Annotated in this window: 20 protein-coding genes; 10 read left to right on the forward strand and 10 right to left on the reverse strand. The window is 58.4% G+C overall.

Going from position 1 to position 24227, the window contains the following annotated elements:
* From nodI to DPM35_RS29970, 6 genes are read right to left on the reverse strand one after another with little or no spacing between them, the layout of a single operon-like run.
* Complete coding sequence (nodI, locus tag DPM35_RS29945) at positions 1-909, reverse strand: nodulation factor ABC transporter ATP-binding protein NodI (protein ID WP_112131093.1); 909 nt, start codon at positions 907-909, stop codon at positions 1-3.
* Positions 910-919: 10 nt separating this feature from the next.
* Entirely contained in the window at positions 920-2629 is a 1710-nt protein-coding gene (gene nodU, locus DPM35_RS29950; RefSeq protein ID WP_112131094.1) for a nodulation protein NodU, read from the reverse strand.
* A 13-nt stretch (positions 2630-2642) separates the two neighbouring features.
* Positions 2643-3272 (reverse strand): nodulation methyltransferase NodS, encoded by a 630-nt coding sequence (gene nodS, locus DPM35_RS29955; RefSeq protein WP_146768012.1) that lies wholly within the window; start codon positions 3270-3272, stop codon positions 2643-2645.
* A gap of 27 nt (positions 3273-3299) precedes the next feature.
* Positions 3300-4643: a chitooligosaccharide synthase NodC gene (nodC, locus tag DPM35_RS29960; protein WP_112131096.1), complete on the reverse strand. Its 1344-nt coding sequence runs from the start codon at positions 4641-4643 to the stop codon at positions 3300-3302.
* Between the two features lie 16 nt (positions 4644-4659).
* Positions 4660-5319 carry a chitooligosaccharide deacetylase NodB gene (gene nodB, locus DPM35_RS29965; protein WP_112131097.1) on the reverse strand — a complete coding sequence of 220 codons (660 nt, stop codon included), beginning with the start codon at positions 5317-5319 and terminating at the stop codon, positions 4660-4662.
* The gene (locus tag DPM35_RS29970; protein ID WP_112131098.1) at positions 5316-5906 is read right to left on the reverse strand and encodes a NodA family N-acyltransferase; all 591 of its coding nucleotides are present in this window, start codon (positions 5904-5906) and stop codon (positions 5316-5318) included. The genes nodB (DPM35_RS29965) and DPM35_RS29970 overlap by 4 nt, the downstream gene beginning before the upstream one ends.
* Positions 5907-7105: 1199 nt before the next feature.
* Here DPM35_RS29970 and nodB (DPM35_RS29975) point away from each other — a divergent pair.
* The 4 genes from nodB (DPM35_RS29975) (at position 7106) to DPM35_RS29990 (ending at position 11524) form a co-directional block, all read left to right on the forward strand.
* Positions 7106-7765 (forward strand): chitooligosaccharide deacetylase NodB, encoded by a 660-nt coding sequence (gene nodB / locus DPM35_RS29975; RefSeq protein WP_245431709.1) that lies wholly within the window; start codon positions 7106-7108, stop codon positions 7763-7765.
* Between the two features lie 687 nt (positions 7766-8452).
* Entirely contained in the window at positions 8453-9382 is a 930-nt protein-coding gene (locus DPM35_RS29980) for a LysR family transcriptional regulator (protein WP_112131100.1), read from the forward strand.
* A gap of 682 nt (positions 9383-10064) precedes the next feature.
* The gene (locus DPM35_RS29985; protein ID WP_112131101.1) at positions 10065-10313 is read left to right on the forward strand and encodes an acyl carrier protein; all 249 of its coding nucleotides are present in this window, start codon (positions 10065-10067) and stop codon (positions 10311-10313) included.
* A 2-nt stretch (positions 10314-10315) separates the two neighbouring features.
* On the forward strand, positions 10316-11524 hold the full coding sequence (locus DPM35_RS29990) for a beta-ketoacyl-[acyl-carrier-protein] synthase family protein (protein ID WP_112131102.1): 1209 nt from the start codon (positions 10316-10318) through the stop codon (positions 11522-11524).
* A gap of 1077 nt (positions 11525-12601) precedes the next feature.
* Here DPM35_RS29990 and DPM35_RS30005 read toward each other — a convergent pair.
* Positions 12602-12994 (reverse strand): SDR family oxidoreductase, encoded by a 393-nt coding sequence (locus DPM35_RS30005; RefSeq protein WP_181592227.1) that lies wholly within the window; start codon positions 12992-12994, stop codon positions 12602-12604.
* A 173-nt stretch (positions 12995-13167) separates the two neighbouring features.
* On the opposite strand from DPM35_RS30005, the gene DPM35_RS32680 reads away from it, so the two are divergent.
* The 4 genes from DPM35_RS32680 (at position 13168) to DPM35_RS30020 (ending at position 17400) form a co-directional block, all read left to right on the forward strand.
* A complete protein-coding gene (locus tag DPM35_RS32680) occupies positions 13168-13332 on the forward strand; it encodes a hypothetical protein (protein ID WP_181592230.1) in 165 nt (54 codons plus the stop codon).
* Between the two features lie 233 nt (positions 13333-13565).
* Positions 13566-15299, forward strand: coding sequence for a type I secretion system permease/ATPase (locus DPM35_RS30010; protein ID WP_245431717.1), 1734 nt, complete (start codon positions 13566-13568; stop codon positions 15297-15299).
* Positions 15300-15332: 33 nt separating this feature from the next.
* The gene (locus DPM35_RS30015; RefSeq protein ID WP_112131104.1) at positions 15333-16646 is read left to right on the forward strand and encodes an HlyD family type I secretion periplasmic adaptor subunit; all 1314 of its coding nucleotides are present in this window, start codon (positions 15333-15335) and stop codon (positions 16644-16646) included.
* A 484-nt stretch (positions 16647-17130) separates the two neighbouring features.
* Positions 17131-17400 (forward strand): hypothetical protein, encoded by a 270-nt coding sequence (locus tag DPM35_RS30020; protein ID WP_245431710.1) that lies wholly within the window; start codon positions 17131-17133, stop codon positions 17398-17400.
* A gap of 878 nt (positions 17401-18278) precedes the next feature.
* Here the strand turns inward: DPM35_RS30020 and DPM35_RS30025 are convergent.
* Positions 18279-18491 (reverse strand): cold-shock protein, encoded by a 213-nt coding sequence (locus tag DPM35_RS30025; protein ID WP_112131163.1) that lies wholly within the window; start codon positions 18489-18491, stop codon positions 18279-18281.
* A gap of 1313 nt (positions 18492-19804) precedes the next feature.
* On the opposite strand from DPM35_RS30025, the gene DPM35_RS30035 reads away from it, so the two are divergent.
* Both DPM35_RS30035 and alr read left to right on the forward strand, forming a co-directional pair.
* Positions 19805-20212, forward strand: a complete 408-nt coding sequence (locus DPM35_RS30035; RefSeq protein WP_112131106.1) for a Ros/MucR family transcriptional regulator — start codon at positions 19805-19807, stop codon at positions 20210-20212.
* 123 nt (positions 20213-20335) lie between these two features.
* A complete protein-coding gene (alr, locus tag DPM35_RS30040; protein WP_245431711.1) occupies positions 20336-21607 on the forward strand; it encodes an alanine racemase in 1272 nt (423 codons plus the stop codon).
* Between the two features lie 433 nt (positions 21608-22040).
* On the opposite strand, the gene DPM35_RS30045 is transcribed toward alr, so the two are convergent.
* Positions 22041-23075: a helix-turn-helix domain-containing protein gene (locus DPM35_RS30045; protein ID WP_112131107.1), complete on the reverse strand. Its 1035-nt coding sequence runs from the start codon at positions 23073-23075 to the stop codon at positions 22041-22043.
* Positions 23051-24223, reverse strand: a complete 1173-nt coding sequence (locus DPM35_RS30050) for a type II toxin-antitoxin system HipA family toxin (protein ID WP_112131108.1) — start codon at positions 24221-24223, stop codon at positions 23051-23053. The genes DPM35_RS30045 and DPM35_RS30050 overlap by 25 nt, the downstream gene beginning before the upstream one ends.
* Positions 24224-24227 lie beyond the last annotated feature (4 nt).

Here is a 24227-nt window from a genome sequence, read left to right on the forward strand (position 1 = left end):
TCAGTCCTTCATCTCGCGCCCGGTGAGCCGCAAGAAGACATCCTCGAGATTCGGCGGACGCTGCAAAAGGCGCAGACCAGCAACCCCACGCAGCTGCATGAGCACCTGCTCGGGATCGGGCGCATAGCAAAAGAGGGTTTCGCCGCTCAGCTCGATGCGCCTCGCGTATGGATTAACCAACGATCTCAGTTCATGCGGATTGCCGCCATAGACCTCGACCACCTGGCAGCCGATCTGCTCGTCGATCAACGTGTGTGGTCGCCCTTCGGCGATCTTGCGCCCCTGCTCGAGTACGCACAGCCGGTCGCACAACCGCTCAGCCTCCTCCATGAAGTGAGTAGTCAAAAGTATCGTTTTGCCCTGCGCCAACAACGAACGCAGGCGTTCCCAGATCAGGTGGCGCGCCTGTGGATCGAGGCCAGTGGTCGGCTCGTCCATGACCAGGAGCTGCGGGTCATTAATCAGCGCACGGGCCAGCGTCAGGCGTCGCTTCATGCCACCGGACAGTTCGGCGACGCGCGCATCCGCCTTGTGTTCGAGGCGGGCGAACTCGAGCAGCGATGGGGTCGCCGCTTCGACCTCGCGTTTGCTCATGCCAAAGTATCGCCCGAACACCAGCAAGTTTTCACGTACCGTGAACCTGTGATCAAGGTTGTCGAACTGCGGGACCACGCCGATGCGTCCACGTGCCAAACGGGCGCGTGCCGGCACTGGCACGCCGAACACCGTGATCTTGCCTGCGTCAGGCGTTGCAATGCCGAGGAGCAGCCGTGTGATCGTGCTTTTGCCCGCGCCGTTCGGTCCCAGCAACCCCAAGCACTCTCCCGGTGCAACGGTGAACGACATGCCGTCGACAACGACCCTTTTGCCATATGATTTTGTCACGCCGACAAAGTCGATTGCTACCATGGTCGCGCACTCAAACCAGCGTAAGGGCGCCGTCGACTGGCGAGGGTTCAGTTGCGGGAGTTTTGGTCAATAGCACACCGTCGGACCATATGTGTTCAATTCGTCCCCAGTGGCAGGCTGCGGCGGCATCCGGAAAGAACCCACGTCCATGGTGGTTGGCACTCGTATTGCAAAGCAGCGGAATGCCCGTGAGTTTTTCATATTCGATGAGTAGCTCGGCCACCTTGTGCTCAGAGGTTCTGGAAACTGTCTGCAATCGCGCAGAACCGTCGAGATGCACGACAGCGGGGACTTGGTCCCGCCATTCCGCCCGTGTCTGGTGGTCGAACAACATGTAAGGATCCGGCGTTCCGGGGCTGAATATTTCCGGCGCGCGGTCCTCAAGGCAGATCGGTGCCACGGGGCGGAAGTGTTCGCGAAGTTTGACGTCGTTGAGATAGTCCTTCATTTCCGGCGAAGTCGCGGCCGCGAGAATGCTTCTGCCACCCAGTGCCCGCGGTCCGAGCTCAGCGCGCCCGGTGAGGAAAATAACGGGTTTGTTGCTGGCGAGAATGGAAGCGAGTTCTCGCATGCTGCACGGTGCGGAGTCCCATCCGGAAGGGAGTTGGCCATCTAGCAGGGCCGGGCCGCTGTAAACCGACCATTCCAGAGGAACGAAGCCATCTTGCGCAACCATTGCGCTGCAAGCGGCACCGATTGCCGAGCCGCTGTCATTCGGAAAGGGGGGCACCCAGACAGCATCGAACAACCCCGTCTCGCGTAGGGCACTGTTCCATTTAATATTGAGACCGCAGCCGCCGGCGATACACAAATTTCGCGCACCCGAAAGATGTGCGTGCCGCTCCACAGCGGCCGCCATTTCGCTGACAAGGAGACGCTCGAGAAAAACATGAAAGGATGCAAGCACATCTTCGGGTGCCTGATCCAGCAATCGGAGCGCACTGGCTTCGAAGAAGTCATGCACGGCCGCAAGCGAAAGCTCCGCGCCGTTGATATCCGCGCTGTAACGACTGGCTAACTCTGTGTCGCCCGCAAAGCGCTTCTGGTACAGTTCCTGAAACACTGCCATGATGTCCTCATGGACCGACCCGAGTGCAATGTAGGCCATCAGCTTGCCGGCAATACCTAGGTCCCAGTCGCGACCCGCCCGCTTATAAGGGCCGAAGTGATGGCCAGCAGCTGCGTAAAGATGGCCTATTACCGGGAACAGGCATTCCAGGAACCGGGCGCCGCGGCGTTCTACATAATAGAGGCGTGGAAAGATGCACCCGTCCCAGACCAAGCAGAATGCGGGTTGTCCGGTTTTGGCGAAAGGGCTGGTGCAGTATGCCGAAGTCACATGGCCGGTAACATGCGGGTAGCTTCTATAAGAGAAAAGCCGGCCATCGAGCATCAGGCCGGAGCCGTCGAGCGACGTGAGGAGGCCCTCGGCATGGCGTTCGACGTAGGGCGCCCCTTTGAGAGTGATGGGACCCATCCCGCTAAGGACCTGGAACTGCGACTCCACGTCGCCGTCCCAGCCGTCGATAACGAACTGATCTACGTCCCGCGGATCCAGACCGTGCTCCGCCAAGGCGGAGACAACTGACTCCAGATGGTCGATGGCTTGATATCGTCGGTTATTGTCCCGCTTCTCCTGTTCAATGCAAAAGACGAGTTTTCCGTCCTCGACAAGTGCAACCGCCCCGTCATGCGTCAGCTTGATACCACAAATGCGCATAATACTTCCTCGTCTAACGGAGGCAATTCGACAGATCCGGAGGCCGAACCGGACTCCGAAAACGGGCGAGCAAGCAGTCTTGGTTGGGGGTATCGCCCTGGCACTGCAGATGATCGACAGCGATCAACGTCTCGTTCAGCATTGCCATGACAGTCTCGGCACCAGCGGCGTGACCCCAGCGCCGACAAGCGGCATCACGAGCCGATCCGAATACCAGGTGCCCCCCTGGCGCAAGCATCCGCGCAAGGTTGCGGATGGCAGCGCGCATCTCGGCTATACCGTTGAGGTAATACAAAACCTCCGCCACGACGATCAGATCGAACGGTTCCTCAGTCGAGAACTGTTGGACATCGGAGACTACCCAGCTGATGTGCGGTAGCTCCTTCATCCTGCTGCGCGTTCGATCAATCGCGCGCGGCACGATATCGATTACTGTGAGTCGTTGGCAATGGGGCGCTAGTCTTTCCGTGAACGCGCCTGCCGCACACCCGACTTCAAGTGCATTTGTGATGGATCCTTGCAAAAGCGACAGCCGGAGCATTTGCGTGTGACGCTCCCGCTCGAACGGATTGGCATCGAGCAGCCACGGATCGTCTGCGGCCAATTCCCGATCCAACAATCGATGATTATTGTCCAGCTTCAAGATTCGTCTACCTCGATAACGCAACCATCATTCGTCGGAAGTCACCAGCACCGAACAATCCCGTGCAAGATGGCGCATACGATTCTGCACCGCATCTCCCGACAATATTGTAGTGCTTGATTCAGTGGTAAGGTTTGGGACAGGGCCCTGTTTGCCATCTTTAACTGCCACGGTGGCAGCGAAGTTGCGCGACAGCCAATCGCTGTTGCTCAACGTACACAACGCATAGGCTTTCAGGGGGAGTAAGAGAAAGACGTTGATGAATGTGTGGACAGAGAAACCTAAAAATCGAAGTTGGCGAGCACGAAGCGCCACCACGCCGCAGCGAACGATGGTCATGAATACAATCATCAGGACTGTCCCCCATGGCGCTGTGCCCATCAGTGCGAACTGAGCGAGGCCTGTTAGCACCGATAGGGCGAGTAGTAGCGGCCCGAGATTCTGTCCCACGACGTCCAATGTTAGAAAGCGGTCGAGGCCCGGTAGTAGATTCAGTGCCAGCCAAGTGTCCCGGAAAGTGCTGCGTGCCCAGCGGAGTTGTTGGCGCAGATATGGCCCCAGGCTATCTGGAACGACTGTTGCCGCGATGGCGTCCGGGACGTACTCAGTTCGAAGGCCTGCTTTCAGCATGAGAATCGTAAGATGGCGATCTTCACCAAAGTCGCTCGGCTTCCCTCGAAATGTTTGGGTCTCATACTGATCCAGCAGCAAAAGGAGTGCGGATCGACGGTACATGGCACACGGGCCGCAGCAGCACATTACGGCGCCGAAGCGAGCCTGCGCTGCGCGTTCCTCGTTGCAAGCCAGCCAGTACTCCATATCGATCAATCGGGTCAGCCAGCTGTCGCTTCGGTTGCTGGCTGTCAACTGACCCATGGCTGCGCCGATCCCTGGATCTTGCATCTTCAGCGCAAGCTTTGTGACGACATTGGGCGCTAGCGTTGTGTCCGAGTCGACATTGAGCACCAAATCCCCTGATGAGCGGCGTATCGCGGCGATCTGTGCCTTACGCTTCCCGGCATTTTTGTGAAGCAGAATGAAGTTGAAATTCGGGTCGCGCGCGAAGCTCTGGTGAACGGGCGTAACAGCTTCCCGATTTCCAGAACCGTCATCAACTACATAGATTTGCAGTCTTCCGGCGTAGTCCTGGTTTGCAATCGACGTGAGGCACTCGAAGAGTGTGCGCGGGTCCTCGTTGTAGCAAGGAATGATGACGTCCACGCTCGGCCAAAGGTCGGGACTGGCTAGGTTGTCCGAGACCGATGATCCGTTTGCCGGCCGGGCATAAGTGGCCTGCATGCCCTTGTATGTGGTCGAGAGCAGCGCATAACACGAGATGGTGACAGTGCTGGCTGTGCCAAGAAGGTCCATGAGATCTTTGGTTCGTTCAGTGTTGTTGGGGAAGCGAGCGCACTGCGAAGCCGCGGTCGTGCAGTGCTGGAATTATACGCGACAGCGCCATGATGGTTTGGCTTCGCAAGCCGGCGTCAGTGCCCGGCTTCATCTCACTAGGAGGACACCCGTCGTGCAAGAGCACGATCGCGCCAGGCCGGACGGAGGCCAGCACTGCATCGACGATTGCATCGACACCGGGTCTAAACCAGTCTCGCGGATCTGCCGACCAGTGGACAGCCGACAACCCAATGCTGGCCGCAGAGGCGATCACTTGTTCGGTCCAGATGCCATAAGGAGCGCGCATGTACCGCACTGAGGCTCGAGGGCAGGCCGCTTTGATGGCTCTGTTCGCGTCGAAGATCTCACGCTGCACCGCGCCGGGTTCGCATTCGGAAAGATCAGGATGGGTCATCGTATGGTTAGCTACCTCGTGCCCTTCCGTAATCATTCGTTGGATTAGTGCTGGCTGGTCTGCCGCGTGCGCGCCAATGACGAAGAACGTCGCCGACACACGATGTTGCGCCAGCACGTCGAGCACCTTCGGTGTGCAAAACGGATGAGGGCCGTCGTCAAACGTTAAATAAACGCTAGGTTGGCCGGCACCGTTAGCGCACTCGCTGTTCACTTCGGACAAGCAGTCGAGGTGGCTCAAAGCTCTGCTCCGTTCCGATCGATCATCGCGCCGGCCGGCCAATCGGAAATCGGACGTCCTACCGGCACGACGATGACGAGTGCGTCGTCTATGCGAGTGGGCGGTTTGTCGAGAAGCGCGGTTCGAAGGGTGGAGCGCACGCGAATGCCCGACTTGACGACCAGCAGACCGCCTCGCCCCAATCTTGCAACGTGCTTTTGCAACGCTGGCCGAACCGTGCCGAAGCCGAATGGAACCCCGAGTTCCTGCAGCACGGGGAGCACGGCGCGAAATGAACTGCTGATACCGAGGCCTTCGAGATCCCGACGTATCCCGTACAATCCGAGTTCAGCCACTAACAGATCGGCCCCATCGATTTTAATGAAACGGCGCAGCAAGCCCATGTGTGCCGCAATACCGCTCGAGTCATAAGCGATCGCACGGAACTCAGGTCTAGCTCCGGCCCAGCTTTGGCTGCCTTCGAACGGCTTGGCATTGAAGACCCCGGTCGGTCCGTAGGTCGTTCGAAAGAACTTGGCGAGTTCGACATGATCGGAAAGTGTCAACTCGTTTTCCCAGCACAGCTTCCACCGCACCTGAGAGCGCATACAAAGACTCCATTTCTGATGCTTCCCGAGGGCACGCATTACGCGTTCGAAGCCGCGTGATTTGGTGCGAGTTCAGATGCTGTCGTCGGCGATCGCGATACCAGCCAATTGGACTGGCAGAACCTCGCACGACGGGATTCCAGCGCTGATGGGCTCTCTCAAAACTCGCCGTCCTTCCTGAGCCCTACCCTTCATTTCGAGTTCCTAATGCAGCATCGCCGTCGATTGGTAAAATCGATTGTTTGGATGGCAAATATTCATCTCGTGGATATGTGCGTCCGTGCGATTCAAGGGTCCTGACGCCGCCGCCGTGAGGTTCTGCGCGGCCAACGGAGCATTGTGCGCGACGAGCGGATTTGATCGCGACCGCCCTGAACCGGCGATGGAAACCGACACGCTCATTCCCGCCACTGAGGGCGTGGCCACGGTGCAGAGGCCGGACGTTGTGCGAATTCATGCCGCGCCGTCAAAAGGAGGCTTGCACTGCCGGGGCTTCAGCAGCGCCCATCGCGGTCCCATCAGCAGGCAGAACATGAGTTCCTGCTCTCCGTGACGCGCCGTGACCGGCGTCTTGCCGGGGTGGCCGAGCACTGTGTGATTTATGGGCGGAAACTAGACTTCTCTACCGGTGCGGACTCTGCTGTGAGAGGCATCGCGTCGACCCTATCGCGCAAGCCCGGGAGCGCGTACGAGTGGTGAGCCGCCGTAGCGCCGGAATGCTTCTCGGGTAACTGCCGACGGTCGTGCAAGGTAAGGTGTACCCACGCGTCGCAATATCGATCCACAGCGCGTATGGGATTTATCCAATCAATTCATTTTACTGATTTCTCTGAATCCTGCATTCAGGTGATCGGACGTCCACGGCAAATTGAGAGTGATGCACAATCGGCTGCCGTTGAGAATCGGCTCTGAAGAGTTATTGCCAACAATCGTGCCAACATCTTACGCACACGATATTCCTTTACCGTTTTACTAAGCTAGGCGCCGTCGACCCACCCATGACCGAAGTATAATTGTACCCAATGCTGGTAGACCTGGAACAACGTGGCGCCCAATTCGAGTCGGGTCGACCCTTCAAAATGCGCGACCCGATTTGCCCCAAAGCGCAGCGAAGCCGCACTGTCGCCGTTACACCGGTTGAATGTTCAACGTCCGATTGGCCGGCCGGAGCAGCAATCGATCGGAACGGACCAGAACCAATGATGCATTCTGACTGGTTATGGGACGTGCGCAGGGAGTGCGACGACTGCATCGGCCACCGCAGTATTTATTTGACTTTTGACGACGGTCCTCACCCGCTTTGTACACCGCAGATCTTGGATCTGCTCGCCGAACATCGGGTACCGGCGACGTTCTTCGTCATTGGCGCCTATGCCTTTGGCCAGCCGGAGCTAATTCAAAGAATGGTCGAGGAAGGGCACGAGGTAGGCAACCACACGATGACTCATCCGGACCTGTCTAGATGCGGGTTTGATGAAGTGCAGCGTGAAATATTTGACGCAAATGCGGCTATTATGATGGCTTGCCCTCAAGCGTCAGTTCGGCACGTGCGCGCGCCATACGGGAGCTGGACCGAAGAGGTCTTTGCCGCGTCGGCCATCGCTGAACTGGCGGCCATCAAATGGTCGGTTGATCCGAGCGACTGGTCTCGCCCCGGGGTGGACACGATCGTCGATGCGGTCCTGGAATCGGCGAAGCCCGGCGCAATCGTACGCTTGCACGACGGGTGTCCTCCCGACGAGTTGATAGGCGTATCCGGTGCAGGTCTGCGCGATCAGACGGTCACGGCGGTCTCCCGTCTCATCCCTGCTTTACTTGAGCGCGGATATCAAATCCGCTCGCTTCCTCATTTTGATTGAAACGTACCGCTGGCTGACTCCGCGCTTTGACCGCTGCGATCTACGCCAGAGCATTCGCGACGGGGTTTTCACGCAGCGATGACTTTCGTCATACACCTTAGTCGGGGCGTTCGGGCCGCCTTCCGCGGCGCGCCTGTTGCGTCGCCGGCGCTGAGGAAAGGGGGAGCGCAGGCGAGTGCGCGACAGAGAGGTCGCCAGGAACTGGCGAGTGAACCTCGCAACGGTCTGTGCATCGCATGCCGAACCGAACCGAAGGCAATGGCACACAATCGTCCTAGGTACGTATCGAATAGCCTCCCCCGAGACCTCAAACCCTGGGCACGCCCCATACAGCGCTGGCGGCGCCACCAGGAGATCGACCATGCCAAGTTTGGTGAAACGACGCAGGCCCACTCGATGCTCGGCCTCCTCCAACCTGAGAGCGCCGCAAAGACTTCCCTCCGTCGCAGTTTGCCGAAGCCCGCATTGTAGTCGAGGCAATGGCCCTCAAAGACGTGTCATCCCTATATGATGCTGGTCGCTCGTACGCGGGACCTCGGAGCGGATCTCGGGCCGGAGCTAATGAGCTCCGGGCCGTCGCCTGCTTCTTTTTGCCGCCCCTATTTGATTTGCAAATCCAGCGTCTCGTGACATTGGTAAAATCTATTGGTTGGGCGGTGTGCATCCATGCGCTAAATTGGAATAGGAATGCGGTTTAAGGGTCTCGATCTGAATCTCCTCGTCGCTCTCGACGCTCTGATGACTGAGCGTAACCTGACAGCGGCGGCTCGCAGTATCAACCTCAGCCAACCAGCCATGAGCGCGGCTGTGGCCCGGCTACGCGGCTATTTTGGCGATGAGCTTTTTACAATGAGAGGCCGTGAACTCGTCCCGACACCGCGAGCCGAGGCGCTCGCCTCGCCGGTTCGCGATGCACTGCTGCACATTCAGGTTTCGGTTATTTCCTGGGACGAATTTGATCCAAGAAAATCCGAACGCTGTTTCAGGGTTATGCTTTCGGATTACATGACGATCATTTTCTTTCAGAAGATCATTGATCGTGTTGCGCGCGAAGCTCCGTTCGTGAGCTTCGAACTCCTGCCTCTATCTGACGATGTGCAAGAGCTTTTCCGACGCGACGGCGCCGATTTTCTAATACTCCCCGAATTGTTCTTGTCTAACGATCATCCAAAAGCGAAGCTTTTCGAAGATACACTCGCCTGTGCAGGCTGTCGGACAAACAAGGAACTGTCGAGAAAGCTCTCATTCGAGAAATATATGTCGATGGGCCACGTAATGGCCAGATTCGGACGTTCGCTCAGGCCATCCATTGATGAGTGGTTTTTGCTTGAGCATGGCCTCAAGAGGCGTGCCGAGGTGGTCGTGCAGGGGTTCAGCCTAATCCCCCCGATGCTACCGGGCACCAGTCGCATTGGGACCATGCCCTTCAGACTGGTTGAGCATTTCGCAAAAACGCTACCGCTGCGCGTCGTCGAACTTCCGCTCTCGTTGCCAGCGTTCACCCTGGCGATGCAGTGGCCTGCGCTTCACAATGGCGACCCGGCAAGCATCTGGATGCGGAAGATTTTGCTGGAGGAGGCATCTCGCCTGGCGCCATCGACGAAGGCTACCGCATGACTTGCGCAACTTTGGATCTGTTCACCGTTTCGGCGGTGTGCTTTGCGGCGAGTGGCATACGCCGTCGGCATTTGCTGCCGTGGCTTTGAGGAGGCCTGGGCCAGGACAACGTTGAAGACAGTCGGCAAGTCGCTCGCCAGCGCGTGGCCGAGCCACAGGCCGCTCCCTGTTCATGTCGCGAGTGAATAATGCGGAACTTGTCGCGATACGCTATGCGGCACCCGGAGCTAGCCAATTGCGCAACGTCGGCCGGATTAGCTCGTCGAAAGACGTTGAATGGCAATCGCGTCTTAGACCCCTTCGGAGTTTGCGTTGCAAGGGGGCACTGGGACGCTCAACGACGTTGTCACGCCTTGCGTTCTTGTCTGGTGGCACCTCCCGAATCCACTGGCATGCGCTGCTCCTGCTTTGTCACAAGTCTGGCATTGCCGGAGATCTTACGAACACTGCCCTTCGAGCGATTGCCGTTCACGAGGCAATGTAGACGTGCTCGAATAGCCCTAGATTCAACATCTTGAAAGAAGGCGGCTCACCGCCTCCATCCATTGCTTGGATGATTTTTATCCAAACTATCAATTTCCCCAATGGCGCGAAATTTTGCATCAGAACAATGCTGATCGGTGAATCTTCCGCGTCACCGAGAGATTCATGGTCGGCCGCCAGACGGGAGGTAAAGAATTGAATGACTGACCAGCTTACGTTCGAAATCCTCGCGGAGATCTGCAAGCACGCTCAACCGGATGCGAATCCGGTCACTCTTGAGACGAAGCTGACTGATTTGGGCATCCATTCGCTGGAAATGGCAGACATCCTGTTTGATCTTGAGACGAAATACGGGATTCAGATCGAAACGGACACTACCGACGCCTGGAGCAATTTGCAGAACGTGGGCAGCGTGGTCGAAGCCGTCCGTGCGCTTGTTGAGCACTGACGATGAACAAGCGCGTTGTTATCACCGGCATAGGCGGGATTTGTGGGCTCGGCAACTGTGCTGCCGACATTTGGGCCGCCATGTGCGAAGGCCGTTCAGCAATCGGCATGTTGAGCAGTCCCTCGCTGCACGACATCACCGCGCGCACCGGGTGCGCGATTCGAAATCTTCCTCAGCATGAGATCGAGCGTAAGCAAATTCTTTCGATGGATCGGTTCAGCGTGCTTGCAGTGCTTGCCGCTCGCGAAGCAGTCCAGCAGGCAGGACTGACCGCGACTGAAAAAAACCGCTATCGCCTAGGCGCGACGATCGGCGTGGGCGTCTGCGGATGGGAGGCGATTGAGCAAGATTACCGGGCTATGCTGCTCCACAGCAGAAAGAGGACTGGGGCCTTCACCGCGCCCAAGGTCATGCCGGGCGCAGCTGCTGGACATGTCAGCATGGATCTTGGACTGCGCGGTCCCGTCTACGGCGTCACTTCGGCTTGTTCGTCCTCTAACCATGCCATTGCTTCCGCCGTCGACCAGATCAGATGGGGACGCGCCGATGTGATGGTGGCAGGTGGCGCCGATGCGCCATTGGTTTGGGGAGTAGTGAAATCGTGGGAGGCCATGCGAGTGCTGTCGCCTGACACTTGCCGGCCTTTTTCCGCGAACAGGCAAGGCGCTGTTCTCGGCGAAGGCGCAGGCATGGCAGTCCTGGAAAGTTACGACCATGCCAGCGCCAGAGGCGCTGAAATATTGGCGGAATTCGCCGGTGCAGGCCTTTCGGCCGACTCTTTCGACATCGCTGCACAGACCATTGAGGGTCCCGAGGCGGCAATCCGGGCTTGTCTCGCCGACGCGGGTCTGGCCCCAGAGGAGGTCGATTACCTGAACGCTCACGGCACCGGCACTAAGTCGAACGATCGAATCGAGACCGCAGCAATCAAACGAGCATTCGGCGATCACGCCTATCGATTGTCGGTATCCTCGACCAAATCGATGCATGCCCACTGCCTCGGGGCCTCGGGTGCATTGGAGCTGATCGCCTGCGTGATGGCAATTCGACATGGAATCGTACCGCCTACAGCCAACTATGCGGAACCAGATCCAGATTGCGATCTAGACGTTACCCCCAACGTGGCGCGGGAGCGGAAAGTCAAGGTGACGCTTTCCAATAGTTTTGCTTTCGGTGGCACCAATGCGGTGTTGGCCATCAAGGCAGCGTGATTGTTTGGATCCGTGACGATATGGGTTGCGGTCAATCGTGAAGTGGGTCGACCCCGCCCATGATCTTGGAGCAAAGTACGAACTCGCGGCAGCGGTCAAGAAATAGCCCTTGAGAGCAGATCCGGAAACTTGCTTCGCGCTTCCTGGTTTGCGAATGGGCTTATCAGCTCAGGCAACTCGGTCGGGTGTCCGCATGGATGCCCGGCCGATTTCTTGCGCGGTATCGATAAACGAGCGTAGCCATTTTGCCGCGGCCCTTCGTCGGCGCATCGCACAATCGCGGTTAGCGGCCTCTATAGGTCTGAAAGCGGGCGGGCTGCTTTCGGGGCAAGCTCATCAGAAGCTGCCATTCCGTAGCGTCCCAAAAGCCGCCGCCCGGCTCTCTTGTTCTTTTCCTACTTCTATATCGGGCGTAATTTCCTGCCGCTTCGCCGTTCAGCTTACGCTGCGTTACGCATAGTTTCTCGTATGGACAAAGCGATCTCGTCTTCGCTCCGCCCGCCGTTGATGGCAATGCGCCCATCGAACACGAAGTGGGGAACAGAGCGTACGTCCGCCTGTGCGGAGCGGGCCGCCTCCTGCGCGACCCCTTGTGTTGCGCGGGATCAAGAGCGATCGCGCGGGCCTCGGCTTGATCGAATCCGCGGTATGTCGCGATCTCGGTCAGCACGTCGACGTCGGCACATCGAGGAAAATAGGCCTTGCTGATTGCGACGGCGAGCCGATGTTGCGTGCCGCGTTCGCGCGCAGCCAGGATCAGGGCATGGGCAGCCTGAGTGGGATAGGCCCATAGCTGCCGTCCGAGATCAAGGTCCAGTCCAGAAGCCCGGGCCTCGGCTTCGGGCCGCGCGAACATCGCCTTCGGGTCAGTTACGCCGTAGCGCAAGCGAAGCAGGTCCGGAATATAGAGTCCCGCGGGGAAGCGCGTCGGGTTGCAGGACTACCGGGTGATGGAGAATGTCCACGGAAAGATCGACAAACGTTCGGTCAGCACCTTGTCGAGCCGATGTTGCCCGATCAGGCACCAAGGGCAAGTGATCTCGGTGTAGGTCAATTTGCAGCACAACGCCCTCCCGATCAGCTCTTCGGCATCTTCGGGAGGAACGCTTCAACCCAGTCACGCTTGGTGACGAGCGACCAGAGCTCCTCGGCGATGTGATCGGGATCAAGGATGGGATATCTCGAGTCGAGTTCGGCGCCAGCCGATGTCATGGCTCGAAGTCCGGTCGAGCGGTCGATGATGCCGCCGATGTTGATCGTGCCCGCATAGATGCCCTTCGGCATCACCTCGGCGTTCACCGAGAAGATATAGTTGCGTGCTGCGGCCATCGCCGGCCCAACGCCGCTCAGCCCCGGCATCGGCATTGCCGCTGTAAGACCCCCGACGATCACGATCGCCCCATCGCCGCGCGCCTGCATGCCTGGCAGCCGCGGCACGCTTCCGGTAAGACATCCAGCGAGTGAATGCATTCTATCCAATCAATCGATTTTACAAATTCGACCAGCGACACAAGAATGCTATGAAATCAATCATGAGGAGCCTTTGCGGTGGCAAAGCCGATCGAAGCTGGGCCCGCAGCCAATACCCCGTACGGCAGTAGCGGTGACGATTTAATCCTGGATTTCTCCAAGGTAATGCTCGGATCGACGGCCGTGCTGGCAACGACTCCATCTCGGCCGGCGGGGGCGCCGACCGAGCCTTGGGCGGCGCGGACAACGACAAAATCATCCGCGGAGAGGGCTTAATTATCTTTCCGGCAACGATCGAAATAAACCTCACATGGAGGGTGACGACTGAGCGCTGTTAACAGTGTTGCAGACATTGAGGCGCTGCATCTGACTAGCATTCCCGCGCTGAGCAGTCCCCGTGTGTCAGGAGTTAGTGTCGCCGGTGTCGTAGGCCGGTTCTGCGGGCCCATAAAGTGGCAGATCCCAGCCCCGGCGCTGCCTATGAACGAAGGCCTTTCCTAGTGGTCCCTTCTTGAAAATTTCAGCAAACCAAGAGCAGTCCCCCTCGAAGCCTTTCGCCCTAGCGGCAACCATTTGGGCAATTTTCTCAATCAGCGGCGTGATCAACTTGCTTGCGCTGACTTCGCCACTGTTCATGCTGCAGGTATATGACCGCGTTCTGGCGAGCGGCAGCGTACCGACGCTGCTAGGGCTTGTCGTGCTTACTGTGGGACTTTACGCGTTCCAATCCCTTCTCGACATTCTGCGCGCGCGCGTATTGCTGCGGATCGGCGAGCGTTTCGACGGGGAGTTTTCCGGACGCGTTCATGAGGCAATTGTTCGCCTGCCCCTTTTAACACGCAGACTTGGCGACGGCTTGCAGCCGCTTCGCGACCTCGACAATATTCGCGGGTTTCTGGCCGGAAACGGTCCCACGGCGTTCTTCGATCTCCCATGGATGCCACTTTATCTCGGCATTTGCTTCCTTTTTCACTTTTGGATTGGCATGACGGCGCTTGTCGGGGCGGTCGTTCTTGTTTCGCTAACGGCTCTAACCAACGCATGCTCCCGACGGGCCATACGCGATGCAGTCAAGCACAACATGGTCCGCAACGGCCTCCTGGAAGCAGCGCGCCGCAATGCCGAAATCATAGAGGCTCTCGGGCTCAGGAGCCAGATCGCTGCCCGATGGCATAAGGTGAATGCCAACTATCTTGCTGCCAATCGTAAAGCCGGAGATGTGGCAGCTGGGCTCGGCGGAATTTCAAAGTCGCTACGCATGATACTGCAATCGGCGATCCTCGCCGTTGCCGCCTACCTCGTGATCACACGTGAAGCTACCGCTGGGGTGATGATTGCCAGCTCTATTATGATGGGTCGTGCCTTGGCTCCGGTCGATTTGGCGATTTCAAGCTGGAAACCCTTGCTTCTGGCGCACCAGAGTTGGGCGCGGCTCAAGGATCTCATAGCCAAGATGCCTCAAACCGCTCCAGTCATGCCATTGCCCGCACCTGAACGCGAACTGCGCATCGAAGGCGTGATGATCGTTCCACCCGGCGAGAAGAAACCCACTGTGGCAGGCCTTGCTTTTGCCGTTCGAGCGGGAAGCGCTCTCGGTGTCATCGGTCCATCGGGTTCTGGCAAGTCAACCCTCGCGCGCGCCATTGTCGGCACCTGGGTGCCGTCCGCCGGAAAGGTTTGCATCGACGGCGCGAGCCTCGATCAATGGAACCGAGAAGCACTGGGCCGCCATCTCGGTTATTTGCCTCAGGACGTTGAATTGTTTGACGGAACCATCGGCGAAAACATCTCTCGTTTTGACGACAATCCTGATTCTGAGGCTATTGTGGCTGCGGCAAAAGCAGCGGGCGCACACGAACTGATTCTCAGATTTGAACGTGGCTATGAAACTCAGATCGGTGAAGCTGGCTCGGCACTTTCCGCCGGGCAGCGTCAGCGTATCGGACTTGCCCGTGCTCTTTATCGCGATCCCTTCCTAGTCGTGTTTGATGAACCCAATGCCAACCTTGATGCGGAAGGCGAGGTCGCCGTGGCCAAGGCGATCAATTCCGTTCGTGAGCGCAACGGCATTGCCGTTGTCGTCGCACATCGCCCCAGCGCCATCGCGGCTGTCGATTGCATATTGATGCTCGAAGGTGGGCGACAGAGAGCCTTCGGTCCGCGTGATGAAGTGCTTTCCACTGTCTTGCAGAGAGCTGCGACGACGTCAGGAGCTGGATCCAAGGATGTGTCTGCGATCGATCTTGGGAAGACGTCTGCTCGGGGGATTGCCCAGTCTGCGTCCAAGGGCGCTGTGTCCACATAAAAGACCTAGGGCTGCCCTGTTCCGAGGATTGCGATGTCCGAAATTGATACGAAAGCCGACGCTTCCCGTTCTATTCGCCGAAACTTACTGACCGCACTTTTTTTGAGCGTGGCCATTCTGGGAGGGGCGGGAGCCTGGGCTTCGGTGACGAATCTGTCTGGTGCGGTTGTCGCGCCCGGGCACTTTGTCGTCGATTCATACGTTAAAAAAGTGCAGCACCCGACCGGTGGGGTGGTGAAAGAGATCCTCGTGCGTGAGGGCGATAGGGTCAAGACCGGCGACATTATCATGCGACTTGATGCCACTCAGCCACGTGCCAATCTAGCCATCATCATTGGGCGCCTCGATGAGTTGGCGTCCCGACTGACACGGCTCGAAGCCGAGCGTGACGATCTGGCAGAGATCGTCTTGCCGGAATGGCTGCTCAAGCGCCGAGATATTCCGTCGGCGGCCTCCGCAATACTCGGTGAGAGGAAGTTATTCGAATTTCGTAGACAATCCCGCGAAGGAAAAAAGGCGCAGCTGGCCGAGCGGATCACGCAGTACAAGCATGAGCTCGAGGGCCTCAAGGCGCGGCAGATTGCATCTGAGAAGACTATTGACATTCTCGGACATGAAATTGCTGCTTTGAGCAGGCTGCGCGAACAAGGCATTGTCTCGGACCAACGCTTAAACAGCCTCAAGTCACAGGTTGCAACCTTAAACGGTCAACGCGGTGAAACGGTCGCGAACCAGGCACAGACGGCTGGCCGCATTGCCGAAACTCGTCTGCAAATCCTGCAGGTTGACCAAGATCTCAAGACGGAAGTCGGCAAGGAACTCGCAGACGTCCAGGCCCAAGTGGAGGAACTCCTAGAACGCAAGGTAGCTGCTGAGGATGAGCTTCGGCGAATCGATATCGTCGCGCCGCACTCAGGAATCATCCAAGAGCTTGCTGTTCATACGGTTGGTGGTGTGATCAGACCCGCCGACCCGATCATGCTGATTGTGCCTGATGGCGACGATCTTCTGCTGGAAGTCCAGATCTCTCCGAAGGACATCGACCAGATACGGCTTGGTCAAGAAGCCGTGCTGCGGATGTCGGCCTTCAACTTGAGAACCACACCGGAGTTGAACGGATATGTAAGCTGGATAGCGGCCGATCGTACGACGAATGAAAAAAACGGCACTTCCAACTACCTTGTGCGCCTATCGGTTCCGCGTGTTGAACGGGAGAAGATCAAGGATCTGACACTGATCCCAGGCATGCCGGCCGAAGCGATGATCCAGGCGGGCCAGCGGACAGCGCTTTCCTATTTTCTCAAGCCCCTGTCTGACCAGATCAATCGCGCATTCCGCGAAGAATAGAATTCAGCTTTTTGAGAAGGTGACTCGGGCTGAGCGCCTCGCTCGGTCGGAACTACCGCACGCCGTGCGGAACAAGTTCAGCGCGCTTATTTTCACGCAGCCGGTCAATCGCCTCGCCGTCTATCGGAGATCGCGGCAAATTCCTTTACCGGGCAGCAGCCACCTTTCCTATGGAGGATCAGAGATAATCGCTCGCCAGACAAGACTTGCCGAGAGGCTGGTTGCGGCTGTTCGTTGCAGCCGATGAAACGCTTGAGGTGGCAGGATTTGGCGAATGTAGCGAAAGCTAACGGGGGAAGCTCCGCGGCCTAAGTCCAGGCGGTCGCTTTCGCGGGGACGCATCGCCGGGGTTAGGTCTGAGCTTAGTGTGCTGGAGAATCTGGTCAGCTGCATCCGTTTCCGGCTTAGTTAACTGCATACCTGTCATCGGCGCGGTTTTCGGGTCCATTCCACGGCCTACGCAGTTGGATTGACCCCGTTTTTTTTGACACTGCTGAAGCTTGGTTGCTTCGATTCTGGCCTGGAAGTGGAACTGTTGGAGTTGGACCGCAAGGGCATTGGAACCGCCAGAGAACTCGTCCAGCTTGCGCTCCGGACCGCGCAGCCGGGCGAGACGATCTCCATTAAGGCTACGATCACGGCTGTTCGCGAACTTGCCGGTCACCTACGCGATACGGACGACCAGTTAACCGAAGTCATTGTCTTCGAGGCGATATTCCTCGGCGCATTCATCATCTTCGATCTCCATGAATGACGCAGCCTGTGCCTCTTCACTGGTTCTCACCACCTATCTTCATAAAAACCACAGACAAAGGTCGTCCGCCGCCAGTGCAAGAGCGTCGAATGAGACCAGCAAGTGCAAGGATGCAACGCGCCAAACTGCCATGCCTATTCGGCGCGACGGCGCGCCAACCCCGCTCATTTCGCGGCTATTCCCGCTGGCGTGACGACGCAGGCGTTTTTGCGACGGCTTGATCAAGACTGATGGGTTTGCTGGTTTCGGGATACTGGAAATCTATAGGACGAATGACCCTTCCGCCGTTGTCGGCTCTCCGCCTAACGGACTTATCGCCATCGTAGATGAACGCTGCGAGTGTCGGATCGACAGGTACTTCCCCGGCCGTCGGGGTTTCAGCGTGCCGGAGCCACAACACGACCACGAAATAGCCCGCCTGCAGGGCCACACCTGCCACCAGGGTCCAGTTCGGCGACCCTCAGACCGAGCCAGTGGAGACATAGGTCCATTGAGGAACCGCCAGCAGCGTCCCGTCACTCCCACAAAAAAGTCGAAAGTATATTCGCCCAGCGAGCGCCGCTATCCCATGCGGGTTCTCGGCATCTCGCCCGTTTTCTGTCCGCTTCGGACCTGGCACATTTCCGGCGGGTTTCCGGCAGGATCTCGCGCCGGTTTCCGTGTTGGGTCGGCCCTACTACCGCAGTCCTGCTCCGACTAAGGAATGTCGTGGACGGTGAGTTTGAGGGCGTGTCTGCAATAAAGGAAAGCCCCCCTTCAGCGCAAAAGTCTGGGCTGCTCAGCGCGCTTCAAACCGCAGCGATTTTGTCCCGTTCTTGCGCCGCGTCATGGTTCCCGCCTTTCTTGCCCAGCTACTCCTGGCTTGACACTCACAAAGGTCAGCCTGCTGTCCTGAGACTGCCAGCACAAGATTTGCCAGTGCGGCGGTCCTGCTCGATCTCAAAGTTGATCTTCTGGCCATCAACGAGGCTCTTTAGGCCGGCGCGTTCGACAGCGGAAATGTGGACAAACACGTCATGGCCGCCGCCATCAGGTTGGATAAATCCGAACCCCTTGGTACCGTTGAACCACTTCACGGTTCCAGTCGCCATCTTTTTCGTTCCTTTCATAATGATTGCTGCGTGGCTGTCTTAACCAGCCAAGCGATTCCCGTCGAGTGAGATTGGCTAGCAAAACCAAGAGCTCACCTTCGGATGGACGGCTGTTATTGCCACTCGGATTAGTCCGGCATTAGGCGGCAAAGCGGGGAAACTGCCAGGCCGTGGTCGGCCGGGCCCGTGTCACCGGGCAGGACCGGCGGGTTGGTTCCTTCGGATCACTTTCTGACGAAGGCCTTTACATTTCGTAATTTGTCATCGCCGGACTATTCACGATAGGGCTCGCTTGCGGCTCGCGTCGCCATCCGACTGGGACAAATCCTCGTCTCGCCGGATAGACGGCTCGAGTCGCCCCTGCCCTTCCCTGCACACGTCGCTGCAGTTGGCGGGCAGAAGACTTTCCGAAGCTACTCAGCCCGGCGGCAGCCGTGACGCCTGCGCGATTGCCGGAGACCACCAAGCTGGGTCGGCCCGCCATCTCGGGTTCAGTGCACATTCGCAGACCTTTGAGATCGTCATCTGGAGCCCGTGCGGGCGAGGTGTCCACACACATGTTGCACAGAAAACCGTGCCGAGAACCTCGGCCCGTGACAGGCGGAGGGAGCCCTTCGCACCGAGAAATCGGCAGATTCGTTAAGCGCCATCTCACTTCGCCGGAAACCGCGGTTCCCGATTTCGCCGACCTGTTCAGCTGCTGTCCGGTTCACCCACGCCGCAGGGTTCGAGGCCTTTGCGGTCGGCCGAGGCGGCACTGCAAAGTATTGCCTAGCGAGACTTCATTCAGCCGTCATGATGCGGATGCAAGCTAAGGGACGGCTGATCCCTCGGGTTGGCCCTTGCGTTCGCGTTCAACTCCTGGGCCTGGCTTACGACCGGCTTTCGTTTATTAGGCACAGTTTCGATTGAATCGAACGGATGGCCTTCAGGACAGCCTCGGCAGCGTGCCCGTCGCGCGCGATATCCAACAGGCCTCCCGTGGTGTCAATCGAGAGAATGCCAATCACCCCTTTGGAATCCTCGATTGTCGAAGTGTGAAATTCGCTCGGTACGAAAGGCAATGGCCTTCTTCGTCTGGCGCATCGCCCACCTGTGTCCACCGCGCCGACAATCGCGCAACCCAACTTCATGACCTCGTTGAGCCCGCGAGGGCGGCGATAATCCCACGATTCTTTGGCTTGTCGGCGGCACACGCCTCCGTGGACCTTCAACCTGACCAATTACCTGAGGACTTCGTTGCGTTCGCGCCCTGCCACCATTAAAAAAACGAGAACTTCGACGATGTTGCTTCAGGCAAGGAGTGCACCGCGATGGAAGAAACCGACGACAACACCGGCGCCCTTATCGAGCTGACCGCCGAGGTGGTCTCAGCCTATGTATCGAACAATCCAGTCCCGGTCGGAGATCTCCCGGCCCTGATCGATCGAGTGCATGGAGCGTTGAAGAGCGCCGGCGGCGGCGCTGCGGAAGAGCGGCAAGCTCTCACGCCAGCGGTACCCATCAGGAAGTCCGTTACGCCCGACTACATCATAAGCTTGGAAGACGGGAAAAAGTTCAAGTCGCTGAAGCGGCATCTTTCCGTTCATTATGGCCTGACGCCGGACGAATACCGCGCCAAGTGGGGCCTGCCGTCGGACTACCCGATGGTGGCCCCGAACTACGCCGCTGCCCGTTCTTCGCTTGCCAAGTCAATGGGACTTGGCCGCAAGGCTACCTGACAAGCAATAGCGGCGATCGCGGAGAGAGGCCCGCACGCTTGCATGAGGGCTTGCCAACACTGAAGACAGGCGTCAGTCCGGGCCTTGCCTCTCTGATGGTCAAATTGCCTCCTTGAGAGTGGAATGCGCCCGAACGCTGCTAGGAGCCCGCATATCTCCAAGACTTACACGGTATCGGATAAACTTGATAAATCGGCGGTTCTAGGGATTATTTTCATCGTTCTTGCCATGAAGCTTGACTATCAGACACTGATCCATTGCGGTCCATCCGGCGCCCCTGACCCCCAACGCGCGCCACTGCGCAGCAGCTGGTACGAGATCGACCTAGATGCGATCAGGCACAATTTTCGCCAGCTTCGTGCACACCTACCCGCGGCAGTACGCATTTTCGCGTGCCTGAAGCGCAACGGTTATGGGTGCGGCGCCGGACCGGTGGCTTCAGCTCTGGCTGCAGAGGGGGTTGACGGTTTCGGCGTCGCTGCGCTTCCGGATGCGGTCGCGATAAGGCACATGGGAGTCGAGCTTCCAATCCTGCTCTATCCAGGACCCCTGCCGTCATCGGCCGACATCATCGAACGGCTCGGGCTTACAGTTACGATCTCCAGCCTCGAGGAGCTCGAATGCTGGCGTGCGGAAATGGATAGCACGCGCGTCTTTGTAAAGGTTGATCTTGGCTTTTACAGGTCGGGGGCAGCGCCGTCGGCTGTCGGGGCATTGCTCGCGGCCGGCCATGCTTATGACGATGTCAATGTCGAAGGACTTTATGCGCATCTCAGCGAACTGCCTTCGCAGACGGCCTTCCATGTAAGCGAACAGCGCTCCCGTTTGCAGCAGATTCTTGAATTGGCCAATGCTTCTGGGACACGACCTCCCATAGCGATGGTGGCGAGCACGGCGGGCGTGCTTCGATACCCTGAGATGGATTTCGATGCCGTCGATCCCGGCGCCTTGTTCATTGGTGTCTCCGAGACGGATCATTCCACCCGGCCTGTCGCCCTGCGGCCGGCTCTTAAGGCCATTTCGAGCTCTTTGGTTTCAATCAAGCGGACCGACACCTCGCTCGGGACGGCGCCGGACCTGCCTGGCTACCAGCAAGGAATGGTCATCGGAGTGCTCAGTATGGGTTGGGGAGACGGGCTGCCACGTCAGCTCCCGCCCTGCGCTGAGGCACTGGTGAGAGGCCGGCGTGCGCCTCTGCTGCCGCCAGTTCATTTAGAGCATCTCCGTATCGACCTCACGGACATCCCCGATGCTTGTTTCGGCGATCAGGTGCTCTTGCTCGGGCAGCAGGGTGACCAGACTATCACACAGCATGAGGTCGCCACCTGGTGGAGCACCGACATCGTCGGACTGTATGGTCAGCTCCGGGACCATGTTCCACGCGTGTATGTTTGAGGTTAATGACAGCACAACAATCGAGAGCGGATGATTCCAGAGTAACGCACTCACTCCCGTTCACCAACTCTCCTTGCTCACCGCGGCGCCGCGATCGTGAGTTCTATAATTGGCCCAGGAACTCCTTGCAGGTTTAGTCGCAATTTCCTTGGAGCAAGCCAAGAACGCTGCGTTGTCGGAAACGACAAGTCCTTCTGCAGTCTCCAAGAAGCTGCCGGCACCGAACTTTCATCTCCAACGCCGACAAGAAGGCCGGCCGCACCGCGTCGCAGGGCTTGATGGGCGTCGGTTCCGGTGACGTGAACCAACCATAGTCGAGGTCGATTCCGAGACCGACTCCCAAGCAGGCCATGCTGGTTCGTTGGGCGTTATCGTGAAGCCCTGTTCGATGATGACCGATCACAGCGGGGGCTTCGCCCTCGGCTCGTCCCCATTATGAAGGAGCTGGCACGCGTTCTTTGCCGACAGAACTGTTGAGCAGGCGCTGCACCTCGGCTTCGACGCGGTTGAGCGAGAGGCCGGCCACGCCGAACCTGTCATAAAGGGATGCAAGCAGTGGCGTCAGGGACTCGGCCAGCCGCTCCTCGATGGCATCGACGGGGAGGGTTGTCTCCAGGACCGCTTCATCGCTTCGCGCGGGGCGGCCCTGGATAAGGAGGTCATTCAGCGGGTTTGCCCATGAGCGCAGGACGCGGCCGGTGAGCCCCGTAAACATGGCGCGGAAATGGACCACCACGGAATCATCCGGATCCTTTCGCAGCAGCAACGCAAGGCTTTTCGCATGCAACAAGACCTCGCTCATGCGCCACAGGGGCAGCGTCGTGTCGAGGATGGTTCCGGCGGGGAAAGTTTCCTCGCCATCTTCCTGGTAGCCGCGCATGAGGAACATGCGTCCCGACGGCGCGGCGCGCCAGAAATCGCAGAAGGCCGGCCCGCCAAACGCACGCTCAATGTCATCGCCTTGGGGGGCAAACCAGCACTCAATCAGTCCATCGGTCTCGCGTGGCTTGATGGCTTGCCGTGTCGGAATCCAGAATGGCGGCCAACCCGTCTTCCTGACTACGGCCTTTTGCAAAATATGCTCGAAGGCGGACAGCTCCAGCGTCTTGAGATCGCCCTCAAGCCAGTAGTCGAACCGATACCAGCCATTCGGGAATCGCGCGGGCGAATCCTGCGGCAGCGGAGAAGTCAGTTCGCGCCAGCGTTCGTACGCATTTCGCACAAATCGAGCCTGCGTATCTTCTTCGGAGGGCTCGTCGACCAGGCCTACGACGCGCAAAATATCAAGCGCCTTGGCGAGGGTAAGGGTCGTTTCGCCACGCTCGAACGCCGCCATCGTAGGATGGCTTACACCCGCCAGTGCCGAGTGCTCCTTTTGCGTCAGACCTTCCGCCTTGCGCCGGCGTATGGTCTCTTCGACAAATCGTTGCCACGCGAGTGGGGTTATGGTTCCAGTATTCTCAGGCATGAGTTGTCCACGATCTCTTTGAACCTGTGTACGAAGCCGTCGGGTGGCTCGGCGTCAGGCGGGCGGATGATGGATGCAGCCTTCTCCACCTGCCGTCTCAACTGCTTGAAAGTCTGGTCAATGGCCCTGTCCGGAAGTCCGATCTCCCTGCCGAAACCGCGAAATGTCGCCTGATTGGCTGCGTCCAGATGGATTTTCTGGCCAGCGATCGACAGCGCCAGCGTTTGGTCGAACCCGTCATAGAGTGCAGTATTCACCACATCATAGGCCGGAGATAGCCGCAGCCCTGTCGGCGTCTCCAGCAGCGAGAAGTTCTTCAGATGGGCATCGCAGTTTCCGATCAGCGTAAACGCGATCAGCCGGTTGAAAAACCTCAGCAGATCGATCGGTACGCGTGAAGAGTGCCGGCGGATGATTGCAGCAATATCCTCATAGGCCGCATCGTACTTACCTGCATAGTCCTGCCCCTTTGGTTTGCCGAGGATCTGCGCACAGTCTTCCAGACGTAGCTTCTCGCCGTTGGCTTTGCGGTCGAAACGGGTGACGATGAGCGCCGTGTCATCAACGGCTGCGATGAAAGAGGTTGTGAACGCCGTCACTTCCCTTTCCCCCAGAACAGCGGCCGCCCATCTCAGACTCAGGAGCTCGTTGCGAACGAGGCTGTCTATACGGTCCGAATTGAATTTTGCGATGTAGGGCGCCGATCCCGTAGCAGTTGCGGGAACGAACCGGGCTTGCTCGTCCTTCGCCACGAGCAGCTTCTTTTGGACGCCCGAGACCGTGCGTCCTGGAGTGGCAGTTGCCTCGGTAATTTCGGGAAGCGTCGCGCCATCCTCCGGAGGCCGGATGCTGACCGCCCCGATGCAGTCGCGGCCGTAACGAAGCAGTAGCCCAAGATCGTCTTCTTCGACGACATGCGCCGACCGAGCCTGCTGCTCACGAAGCCATCCCTCCGGACCAAGGTGCTGGAAAAACGGATGTAGACCGACCTGCCATTCGTGCTCGCGTTGCGCGGAAGGCAAACAGCAGGCGATATCGCCCTTGTTCCAGTCGGGATGGTAAGCGAAGCGCGTTCCGCCGTTGGCGGTCTCAACCAGCGCGCCGGCGGTTTGGTCTTTAAACAAAATATCAGCGCCTCTCAGAGCCATCCAT

This window comes from Mesorhizobium atlanticum, assembly GCF_003289965.1.
Classification (GTDB): domain Bacteria; phylum Pseudomonadota; class Alphaproteobacteria; order Rhizobiales; family Rhizobiaceae; genus Mesorhizobium; species Mesorhizobium atlanticum.